Genomic DNA, 11952 nt, shown 5'->3' with positions numbered 1-11952 from the left:
CTTCGTGGGAATAGAGCCCGTATTATCGCTCTAGCCGGGGTCGTAGGCCAGCAGTTCCTGCTCCATGCGCTCGTTCAGCAGCGCCAGCATGGCGTGCAGTTTTTGCACCAGTTGCCGGGCGTTGGTGCAATCGGCGTCATGGCGCACGTTTTCCAGCGCCAGGCACAGGTTCCCGAAGCGCATCGCGCCCACCGCGCGGGCCGACGATTTGATGCGATGTCCCAGCTCGGACAGCTGCGCCAGGTCTTCCCGCGCCAGCGCCGTGTCGACTTCGCGCAGGCCCTCGCGGGCCGAGTCCAGGAACAGCAGCGCGTACTTGCGCATCTTGTCGGCCTTGCCGCCGAAAGTCTGGGCCAGCGCGGCGACATCGAGCAGCTCCGCCTCTACCGGCACCGAAGCCGGCGCCACGGCGTTCGCCGGCATCGGCGGCGCAGTCGCTTCCAACCGCGCCGCAGGCGGCTCCACGCCAGGCGCCATCGCCCGCACCTGCCCTTGCAGCGGCGCGGACGCGCCATCGGCCATGGTGAAGTACGACGGCGGCGGCGGCGCCAACGGCCGCGCGAAGCTGGCCGTGCGCGCCCGTTGGCTCATCCACTTGGACAGCATATTGAACAGCAAATTGGGCGCGATCGGCTTGGTGACAAATTCGTCCATGCCCGCGCCCAGGCAGCGTTCCTGGTCGTCGCGGCCGGCGTTGGCGGTCATCGCGATGATCAGCGTGGCCGACAATTTCGGATGGGCGCGGATCAGGCGCGTGGTCTCGTAGCCGTCCATCACCGGCATCTGCACGTCCATCAGCACGCAATCGAAGCGTTCCTTGAGCAGCAGGTCGATCGCCTCCTTGCCGTTGTTGGCCACGCAGACGGTGGCGCCGGCGTCCTCCAGCAGCTCCTGGCCGACCTGCTGGCTGAAGATATTGTCCTCGACCAGCAGGATGGAGGCGCCGCGTATGCTGTCCAGCACATCCGGCTGCACCGATTCGTCGCTCGGCTGCAGCATGCTGACGCCCTTGGCCAGCCGCGCCGTGAACCAGAAGGTGCTGCCGGCGCCGGGATGGCTGTCGACGCCGACGCCGCCGCCCATCAGCTCCGCCAGCTGCTTGCTGATGACCAGTCCCAGGCCGGTGCCGCCGTAGCGGCGCGTGGTCGAGGTATCGGCCTGGTGGAAGGACTGGAACAGCTGCTCCAGCTGGTCCGGCGACATGCCGATGCCGTGGTCCTCCACTTCGAAGCGCACCAGGATATGGCCGTCGCGCTCCTCCAGCGGCCGCGCGCGCACATACACCTTGCCGTTTTCCGAGAACTTGATGGCGTTGCTGGTGAAGTTCAGCAGCACCTGCTCCAGCCGCAGCGGATCGCCGCGCAGCTGCTGCGACAGTCCCGGCCAGATCTCGTACACCAGTTCCAGGCCCTTGGCCGCCGCGCTCTCGCCCAGTTGGCTGGACATATTGGACAGCAGCGAGTCGAGCGAGAAGTCCAGCACTTCCAGGTCCATCTTGCCGGCTTCGATCTTGGAGAAGTCCAGGATGTCGTTGATGATGCCCAGCAGGTGCTGGCCCGAATGGTAGATCTTTTGCAGGTAGTCGCGCTGCTTCGGATGCGTGACCGATTTCAGCGCCAGGTGGGCCATGCCGATGATACTGTTCATCGGCGTGCGGATCTCGTGGCTCATATTGGACAGGAAATCGCTCTTGGCCTGGTTGGCGATGTCGGCTTCCTCCTTCAGCTGATGCAGCTCGGTGACGTCGGTCGACAGGCCGATGACGGCCGTGACGGCGCGGTCTATCTCCACCGGCACCTTGACGGTCCACAGGTGCTGCACCACGCCGTCGCGGCCCACGTACTTGGTCTCGCCGGAGCGCTTGACGTTGTCGGCGAACACCGGCCGCTCCTGCGCCCACGCGGCGTCGGCGACGGCGGTCGGCATCAGTTCGCGATCGAGCTTGCCGACGATCTGCTCCACCGGCAATCCCATCGAGTCGGCCATCTTGGCATTGACGTAGATGTAGCGGCGCTTCTGGTCCTTCATGTAGACGTGGGCGTCGACGTTGTTGAGCACTGTGTCGAGCAGCACGCCCTGCTTGAGCGCGCGGCGGCGCGAGGAATACAGCACAAAGAAGTAACTGTACAGCAGCATGGTGCCGGCGAACCCGGTCAGGCCGGCGACCCACGGGAAATACAGGTCGAATCGCGTCAGCAGCTCGGATTTCCTGACCTGGAACTGCGCCTTCCACAGGCTGCCGTTGAAATCGATCGGCAGCACCGACTCGAAATACTCCCTGCGCGACGCCACCGGAATGGGCTCAGCCTTCATCGAGCCGTTGTCGTTGAAGAGCAGGCGGTCGGTCTTCTCGATCACCAGGCGGCGCTGCTCGACTTCCTTGCTGCCGTCGGCATACAGCATCAGGTGCACCTGGCGCACCGTCATCTCGTCGATGGCGCCCTGCACCAGCTTGGACACGCTGAAACCGATGCCGACCGAGCCCAGATAGGCGGCGCGCCGGCCCGCCACATCGGCCACCGGCATATTGCGGCGATAGACCGGCAAGCGGATGCCCAGGCCGATGTGCGGCGACGGCTGCTGGACCACGATCGGCTGGCCGGAAGCGCTGACCTGGCCGCTGTCGCGCGAGGCCGCCACCAGCTTGTCGACCAGCGGATTGGCGACCACGTCGACGCCCATCTTCTCGCCCATCATCGAGGCCGGCTCCAGATAGGTCAGCACGGCGTAGTGCGGGCGCCGGCCTGGCGGCTTGATGTCGAAGTCCGGATAGCCCTGCGGCGACATGCTGCGGTCCGCGCGCACGCGGGCGACGAAGGCGTCGCGCTGCGCGTCGGGCACCAGCGGTGCCCAGGTCACCGCTTCGATGGCCGGGAAGTGGCGCGGAATCTCCAGGCTGGCCACGTATTCGTGAAATTGCAGGCGTGTCAAATCATCGCTGGTCTGGAACAGCGCCACCAGGCCGCGCGTCAGATCGGAATACGATTTGATGCGTGCCGAAATACCGTATTGAGTGCTGCGCGCCAGGTTCTCGAAACGCTGGTTGGCATCGTCGTCGACGGTCTTGGCAGCGGTACCATACAAGGCCGCGCCGACGGCCAGCGCCAACGCGCCGCCCGCCAGCCAGAACAACAGGCGGGGGCTGCGAACCGCTTCCGTCGCGTTACCCGATTTGAGCATGCGCCATCACTTTAGGTCGATAAATTTGCGGAAAATTTTGCATCACAGCAGCATACTATTAATGCCGCTCGGGAACCAGTGAAACAATTGGAGAGAATTCACCAATTTCTCCCTCTAAATTCAAGGGAACCATATGCGATAAGGCGCGCTCTAAAAGATGAGGTTGGCAATTTGCCGGCATTGCGGGAGACTCATCATGCGCGCCCCATCCATGGTAGCGGTATTTTTCTCAAGCATCGTTTGTATATCGGCGGCCAGTCGTGCGACGACTGTTGACCATCACGAATTCGATGCCTGGCTGGAAGCGCCCTTCCACGCCGACGCCCACGGCGCGCGCACTTTGGCGCTGCATTTTTCCGCGCCGGATCCGCAGCCGGGCGACACGCTGCGCTGGCGCCTGGCCCTGCTGGCGCCGGACGGCCGCAGCTTGCGCAGCTGGCGCGGCGCGCATGCCATGGCCGAGCCCACCCACGACGTGACGCTGCGCTGGCGCGCGCCGTCAACGCTGCGCCACGGCATCTACCGGCTGCGCTTGCGCGCCAGAGCGGGCGCGAGTCCCACTGTCGAGCAAAGCTGGAACGTGATGGTGGGCAAAAGCCCGGCGCCGATGGCATCGCTGCTGGCGCCGACGGCAGTGGATACCTTTCCCTACGCCGTCTATCTGGGCAACCTGCACAGCCAGACCAACCACAGCGACGGCGGCGGCGCGCTCGACCATTGCACCGGCGCGCAGGCGCCGCAGAGCGCCGCGCTCGGCCCCACGGACGCCTATGCCTATGCCCAACAGCACGGCCTGGATTTCCTGATGACGTCCGAGCACAACCATATGTACGACGGCTCGGACGGCACCAACAACACCGCCGATCCGGCCGCCGCCAAGGCGCTGTACCGGAGCGGCCTGCAAGCGGCCGCCGCGTGGAACCAGGGCCATCAGGGCTTTGTCGCCATCTACGGCCAGGAATGGGGCGTCATCAACCATGGCGGCCACCTCAATATCCTCAACAGCGAGGAACTGCTGGGCTGGGAACGCAACGCCCTCGGCGAGCTGATCGCCGATACGGAAAGTCCCAAAGGCGACTACGCCTTTTTGTACAAATTGATGCGCGAGCGCGGCTGGATAGGCCAGTTCAACCATCCGCAGGACGACCAGTTCGCCATGCTGGGCAAGCCGCTGGCCTGGAACGCCGACGGCGACCAGGCCATGGTGTTGTGCGAAGTGATGAACAGCAGCGCTTTTTCGACCCGCAGCGACGAGACGGAAACTCATCTGAGCAACTACGAAACGGCCTGCAACAAGCTGCTGGAGGCCGGCTACCATGTTGCCTTCAGCAGCGACCAGGACAACCATTGCGCCAACTGGGGCGCCTCCTACAGCAACCGCACCGGCGTGCTGTTGCCGCCCGGCGCGCCGCTGGACGGCCCCGGCCTGCTGGCGGCACTGCGCAACCGTCGTGTATTCGCCACGATGGATAAAAATGCGCGGCTGGTCCTGACCGCCAACGGCCACCTGATGGGCGAGCGCTTCGTCAATCGCGGCAGGCTGACGCTGCAAGCAGACTACGCCAACTCCAGCGGGCGCGGCGCCGCCGCCATCACGATCTTCCACGGCGTACCAGGACGCAACGGCACGGTCGCCGTGCTCGGCAACAACGTCCGCAGCGTCGTCAAACCGGCCACCGGCGAGCATTTTTATTACGCCAGGGTGACACAGGACGACGGAAAAATGCTGTGGAGCGCACCGATCTGGGTCACCCAGCGGGGCCGCAATCGTGCGCAGCAAAGTATTGAATTACGATAATATTTTTGCTGGTAAAAAATTTCTGCACGGCGATTGTCATATTGATAAAATGCTGTTTTAACCATCGTATGGTTAAGCGCAATTTTGCTTGACTCCCGGACATACAAGAGTATCTTTTACCTGCCAGACACAGTGCGACCGCCCGATACCTCAACCGTTCAGCAAGCCGTGCCTATTCCTAAAGTCCTCCTCGTAAATGACGATCCGGCGAGCTTATATGCGCTGGAAAGCCTGCTGTCCGAGGCCGCCGACCAGCATGTGTACGACCTGTTGACGGCGGGCTCAGGCAAGGAAGCCTTGCGCCAGGTGCTGCTGCACGAATTCGCCGTCATCCTGCTCGACGTCAGCATGCCCGGCATGGACGGCTTCGAGACGGCCGAAGCCATCCACTCCCACCCGCGTTCGGCGGGCGTGCCCATCATCTTCATCACCGCCCACTATGCGGACGAGATCAACCGCCTCAAGGCCTATCAGAAAGGCGCGGCAGATTACCTGTTCACGCCGGTGATCCCGCAGATCCTGCAGGCCAAGGTGGCGGTGTTCGTCGAAATGACGAAGAAGAATATCCAGCTGCGCAAAAAGAGCGAGCAGCTGGCGCGCCTGAACCAGGACCTGCGGGTGCAGCGCCTGCAAGACCTGGAGCGCATCAACGCCGAGCTGGAACAGGAAATCAAGGACCGCAAGCAGGCCGAGTTGCGCGCCCACGAGCTCTCCACCCGCGACGCGCTGACCAACCTGGTCAACCGCCGCGCGCTGATCCAGCAGCTGGAACACGCGGTGGCCACCTCGGACCGCAGCGGCACCGGCTTCGCGCTGCTGTTCCTCGACCTCGACAAATTCAAGCACATCAACGACAGCTACGGCCACGAAGCGGGCGACGAGCTGCTGCGCCAGGTCTCGGCGCGGCTGACGGCGGCGGTGCGCGTGGCCGACGTGGTGGCGCGGCTGGGCGGCGACGAGTTCGTGGTGCTGATCGAAGGCCGTGCGGCGGCGGCCAACGCCGCGCGCGTGGCGCGCAAGATCGAACTCGCGTGCGCCCTGCCCTTCGACATCGCCGGCCATCGATTGAAGACGGCGGCCAGCATCGGCATCGCCATCTATCCGCAAGACGGCAACAACGCGCAGACGCTGATGAAGAACGCCGATACCGCGATGTACCACGCCAAGCAAAACGACGCCGGCCCGGTGCAGTTCTTCCACGAAGAGCTCAACGTGCGCGAGCGAGAACGCAGCCAATGGGCGCTGGAACTGCGCAAAGGACTGGCCGCCGGCGAGCTGGAACTGCGCTACCAGCCGCAGGTCGACATCGCCAGCGGCCGCACCATCGGCGCCGAGGCCCAGCTGTACTGGCGCCATCCCGACAAGGGCGAGCTGGAAGCGCCGCAGTTCCTGCCGCACGTGCAGGATCGCGGACTGCTGGACCGCGTCGACGTCTGGGTGATCGGTCAGGCTTGCGCCCAAGCCGCCTTGTGGCAGCGGGTGGCGGCGGCAGGCGCCGGCGCCCGCAAAAGCGCGCCGCTGTGCATCTGGATCAACCTGGCCACGCCGCAGCTCAATACCGACCTGCTGCAAACGCTGCTGCCGGCGATGCGCAAGCAGCATCTGGCGCCGGGCAGCATCGGCGTGGAGCTGAACGAAAAGCTGCTGCAAGGCCCGGCCGAGCCGCTGACCCAGTTGCTGCTGCAATTGCAGGCCGGCGGCGTGCGCGCCGCGCTGGACGATTTCGGCAGCGCGCGTTCCTCGCTGGCGGCCTGCAAGCGCTGGCAGCTCAACGCGCTGAAGATAGACCGCAGCTTCATCCAGGCCATCGGCAACGACGAAGGCGGCACCGACATCGTCGCCGCCGTCATCCACCTGGCGCGCGCGCTGGCCATGCGGGTGGTGGCGATGGGCGTCGACCAGGAAGAACATCTGGACGTGCTGCGCGCGCTGGGCTGCGAGAGCTGCCAGGGCGAACTGTTTTTCCCGCCGCTGACCGCCGCTGAATTGATCGAACACACGGGCGCCAAACCACCAGCACCCGCCACCAAATCCCATTCCCTCCTAAACGACGAGGACTAAGCCGATGAATGATATGACCGACATGGGCGAGCAGATCGACGCCAAGCGACTGCTGTCGACCCTGATGGCGCTGAAAAAAGGCGATTTCACGGCGCGCATGCCGTCCGACTGGACCGGCATGGCAGGCAAGATCGCCGACACGCTCAACGAGATCATCGAGACCAAGGAAAAAATGGTGCAGGTGGTGACGGACGTGAGCCGCGTGGTGGGCCGCGAAGGCCGGCTGACGCAGCGCGCGCAGGTGCCCAATATGTCCGGCGGCTGGGCCACCATCGTCAGCGCGGTCAACGCGCTGATCGACGACTTGGTCCGTCCGACCACCGAGATGGCGCGCGTGATCGGCGCCGTGGCAAAAGGCGACCTGTCGCAAACCATGGCGCTGGAGGTGGACGGCGTGCCGCTGAAAGGCCAGTACCTGCGGGCGGCAACCACCGCCAACACGATGGTGGAACAGCTGTCGTCGTTCTCCTCCGAGGTGACGCGGGTGGCGCGGGAGGTCGGTACCGAGGGTAAGCTGGGCGGCCAGGCGCAGGTGAAAGGCGTGGCCGGCACATGGAAGGACTTGACCGACTCGGTGAACTCGATGGCGGGTAACCTGACCTCCCAGGTGCGTAACATCGCCGAGGTGACCACCGCCGTGGCGAACGGCGACTTGTCCAAGAAGATCACGGTCGACGTGCGCGGCGAGATCCTGCAGCTGAAGGACACCATCAACGTGATGGTGGACCAGCTGCGCTCCTTCGCGTCGGAAGTGACGCGGGTGGCGCGCGAGGTGGGTACCGAGGGTAAGCTGGGCGGCCAGGCCTACGTGCCGGGCGTCGGCGGCACATGGAAGGACTTGACCGACAACGTGAACTTCATGGCGTCCAACTTGACGGGCCAGGTGCGTAACATCGCGGCGGTGACCACCGCCGTGGCGAACGGCGACTTGTCGAAGAAGATCACGGTCGACGTGAAGGGCGAGATTCTCGAACTGAAAAACACCATCAACGTGATGGTGGACCAACTGTCCTCCTTCGCGTCCGAGGTGACGCGGGTGGCGCGGGAAGTGGGTACCGAGGGCAAGCTGGGCGGCCAGGCGCAGGTGAAAGGCGTAGCCGGCACATGGAAGGACTTGACCGACTCGGTGAACTCGATGGCGGGTAACTTGACGGGCCAGGTGCGTAACATCGCCGACGTGACCACCGCCGTGGCGAACGGCGACTTGTCCAAGAAGATCACGGTCGACGTGAAGGGCGAGATTCTCGAACTGAAAAACACCATCAACGTGATGGTGGACCAATTGAACTCCTTCGCATCCGAGGTGACGCGGGTGGCGCGCGAGGTGGGTACCGAAGGTAAGCTGGGCGGACAGGCCAACGTGCCCGGCGTGGCCGGCACATGGAAGGACTTGACCGACGGCGTGAACTCGATGGCGGGTAACCTGACCGGCCAGGTGCGCAACATCGCCGACGTGACCACCGCCGTGGCCAACGGCGACCTGTCGAAGAAGATCACGGTGGACGTCAAGGGTGAGATTCTCGAACTGAAAAACACCATCAACGTGATGGTGGACCAATTGTCCTCCTTCGCATCCGAGGTGACGCGGGTGGCGCGCGAAGTGGGTACCGAGGGTAAGCTGGGCGGACAGGCATATGTGCCGGGCGTCGGCGGCACATGGAAGGACTTGACCGATAACGTGAACTTCATGGCGTCCAACTTGACGGGCCAGGTGCGTAACATCGCGGCGGTGACCACCGCCGTGGCGCGCGGCGACTTGTCGAAGAAGATCACCGTAGACGTGAAGGGCGAGATTCTTGAACTGAAAGACACCATCAACGTGATGGTGGACCAATTGTCCTCCTTCGCATCCGAGGTGACGCGGGTGGCGCGCGAGGTGGGTACCGAGGGTAAGCTAGGCGGCCAGGCCAACGTGTCCGGCGTGGCCGGTACGTGGAAGGACTTGACCGAGAACGTCAACCAGCTTGCGGCCAACCTGACCAACCAGGTGCGGGCGATCGCCGAGGTGGCGACCGCCGTGACACGGGGCGACTTGTCCCGCTCCATTCAGGTGGAGGCGCGCGGCGAGGTGTCCTACCTGAAGGACAACATCAACGAGATGATCCGCAACCTGAAGGACACCACGCTGAAGAACGCGCAGCAGGATTGGCTGAAGACCAACCTGGCGCGCTTCACCCGGCTGCTGCAGGGCCAGCGCGACTTGCAGGCCGTGACCAAACTGATTCTGTCCGAGCTGGCGCCGCTGGTGTCGGCGCACCACGGCGTGTTCTACATGATGGATTCGCAGGAATCGGACGCCCGCCTGCGCATGATCGCCAGCTACGGCTACCGATCCAGCCGCAAGCTGCCGACCTCCTTCCTGCCGGGCGAAGGCCTGGTGGGCCAGTGCGCGGTGGAGAAGGTGCGCATCTGGCTGACCGACGTGCCGCGCGATTACATCGTCGTTTCGTCCGGCCTGGGCGCGGCGCCGCCGACCAACATCGTCGTGCTGCCGATTCTGTTCGAGCAGCAGGTCAAGGCGGTGATCGAGATCGCCTCGCTGGACCGCTTCACCGAAACCCACCTGTCCTTCCTCGACCAGCTGATGGAATCGATCGGCGTGGTGCTGAATACCATTGAGGCGAACAGCCGTACCGAATCGCTGCTGACGCAGTCGCAATCGCTGGCGCAGGAACTGCAACAGACCAACCAGGAGCTGGCCGAAAAAGCCCGCCTGCTGTCCGAGCAGAACATCGAGGTGGAACGCAAGAACCGGGAGGTGGAGCAGGCCAAACTGGCGCTGGAAGAGAAAGCCACCCAGCTGGCGTTGTCCTCCAAGTACAAGTCCGAGTTCCTGGCGAATATGTCGCACGAGCTGCGCACCCCTCTGAACTCGCTGCTGATCCTGGCGCAGCAGCTGGGCGACAACCCGGACGGCAACCTCTCCGGCAAGCAGGTGGAATTCGCCAAGACCATCCACGGCTCAGGCTCCGACTTGCTTACGCTGATTAACGACATCCTGGATCTGTCGAAGATCGAATCCGGTACCGTGACGCTGGACGTCTCCGAGTACCGCTTCCAGAACCTGCGCAACTACGTCGACCGCACCTTCCGCCACATGGCCGAGGCCAAGCACCTGGGCTTCTCGGTGGAGCTGAAGGACAACCTGCCGACCGCGATGATGACCGACACCACGCGCCTGCAGCAGGTGCTGAAAAACCTGCTGTCGAACGCGTTCAAGTTCACCACGCACGGCCAGGTCTCGCTCAGTATCAGCCTGGTGAACAGCGGCTTCTCCAGCGACCACCCCAACCTGCTGCATGCGGACGCGGTGCTGTCGTTTGCCGTTTGCGACACCGGCGTCGGCATCGCCGCCGACAAGCTGCAACTGATCTTCGAAGCGTTCCAGCAGGCCGACGGCTCCACCGCCCGCAAATACGGCGGCACGGGCCTGGGCCTGTCGATCTCGCGCGAGCTGGCGCGCCTGCTGGGCGGCGAGATCCGCGTCGAATCGGCGGTGGGCAACGGCTCCACCTTCACGCTGTTCCTTCCGTATAACCGGGCCGGTTTCGTCAACTACGACATGGGCCGCCAGCCGCAGGTGCGCCTGCCGACGCCGGCCCCGCAGGTGGTGTACACGGCGCCGCACTACAGCGAACTGTCGCAGCCGGAGCACGACAGCCTGAGCGCCATCACCGACATCGACGCCGACATGGAGCAATACGGCAGCAGCGACGACCGCGGCCTGGTGGCGCCGGGCGATCCGTCGGTGCTGATCATCGAGGACGACGAGCGCTTCTCCAAGATCGTGCTGGACTTCGCGCGCGAGAAGAACTTCAAGGGCATCGTTACGCTGCAAGGCGATTCGGCCTTGAGCCTGGCGCGCGACTACCTGCCGTCCGCCATCCTGCTCGACCTCGACCTGCCGGACATCGACGGCTTCACGGTGCTGGATCGCCTGAAGCGCGACCCGAGCACCCGTCACATTCCGGTGCATGTGATGTCCAGCCTGCGCGAGCGCGAGCGCGCGCTGCGCCTGGGCGCGATCTCCTACCTGAACAAGCCGGTCAGCAAGGCCGCGTTGCAGGAGGAGTTCACGCGCATCCAGAAATTCCTGCTGGGCGGTAAGCGCAGCCTGCTGGTGGTGGACGACGAGCAGATGCAGCGCGACGCCATCGTCGCCCTGATCGGCGACGCCGACCTGCACATCGTCGCCGTCGACACCGGCCAGGCGGCGCTGGACGCGCTGCGCGAAGCGCGCTTCGACTGCATGGTGCTGGACCTGACGCTGCCCGACATCAGCGGCTTCGACCTGCTCGACATCATCGGCAAGGACGAATCGCTGCGCGACCTGCCGATCGTGATCAATACCGCCAAGGAGTTGAACCGCAAGGAAGTGGCAAAGCTGAAGCGCTACGCCAAGACCATCGTCATCAAGGATGCCCGCTCGCCGGAGCGCCTGCTGGATGAAACCGCGCTGTTCCTGCACCGCTCGCAGGCCAGCCTGCCGGAAGCGCAGCGCCGCATGCTGGAAGAGATCCACGCTGCCGACGGCGGCCTGGCCGGCCGCAAGGTGCTGATCGTCGACGATGACTTGCGCAACATCTTCGCGCTGTCGTCGCTGCTGGAGCGCCAGCAGATGCAGGTGTCGTTCGCCGAAAATGGCCGCGACGGCATCGAGGTGCTGGAAAAAGATCCGACCATCGAGATCGTCCTGATGGACATCATGATGCCGGAGATGGACGGCTACGACACCATGCGCGCCATCCGCCGCATCCCCAAATTCAAATCGCTGCCGATCATCACGCTGACGGCGAAGGCGATGAAGGGCGACCGCGATAAATGTATCGCCGCCGGCGCGTCGGATTACATCACCAAGCCGGTCGACGTGGCGCAACTGCTGTCGCTGATGCGGGTGTGGCTGCACTGATGGC

At 64.3% G+C, this 11952-nt stretch carries 4 protein-coding genes; 3 read left to right on the top strand and 1 reads right to left on the bottom strand.

Annotation, left to right across the window (positions count from 1 at the left end; genetic code table 11):
- Window positions 1-30 precede the first annotated feature (30 nt).
- On the bottom strand, window positions 31-3180 hold the full coding sequence (locus RUGAMON1_RS03605) for a CHASE domain-containing hybrid sensor histidine kinase/response regulator family protein (protein ID WP_445229206.1): 3150 nt from the start codon (window positions 3178-3180) through the stop codon (window positions 31-33).
- Between the two features lie 196 nt (window positions 3181-3376).
- On the opposite strand from RUGAMON1_RS03605, the gene RUGAMON1_RS03600 reads away from it, so the two are divergent.
- The 3 genes from RUGAMON1_RS03600 to RUGAMON1_RS03590 all read left to right on the top strand — a co-directional run bounded on the left by RUGAMON1_RS03600 (window position 3377) and on the right by RUGAMON1_RS03590 (window position 11948).
- Complete coding sequence (locus RUGAMON1_RS03600; protein ID WP_445229205.1) at window positions 3377-4978, top strand: CehA/McbA family metallohydrolase; 1602 nt, start codon at window positions 3377-3379, stop codon at window positions 4976-4978.
- Window positions 4979-5146: 168 nt separating this feature from the next.
- On the top strand, window positions 5147-7039 hold the full coding sequence (locus tag RUGAMON1_RS03595) for a putative bifunctional diguanylate cyclase/phosphodiesterase (RefSeq protein ID WP_445229204.1): 1893 nt from the start codon (window positions 5147-5149) through the stop codon (window positions 7037-7039).
- Between the two features lie 4 nt (window positions 7040-7043).
- Window positions 7044-11948, top strand: a complete 4905-nt coding sequence (locus RUGAMON1_RS03590) for a hybrid sensor histidine kinase/response regulator (RefSeq protein WP_445229203.1) — start codon at window positions 7044-7046, stop codon at window positions 11946-11948.
- Window positions 11949-11952 lie beyond the last annotated feature (4 nt).

This window comes from Duganella rhizosphaerae (genome assembly GCF_040364205.1).
GTDB lineage: Bacteria > Pseudomonadota > Gammaproteobacteria > Burkholderiales > Burkholderiaceae_D > Rugamonas > Rugamonas rhizosphaerae.
This window is presented reverse-complemented; position numbering and strand designations above follow the sequence as displayed.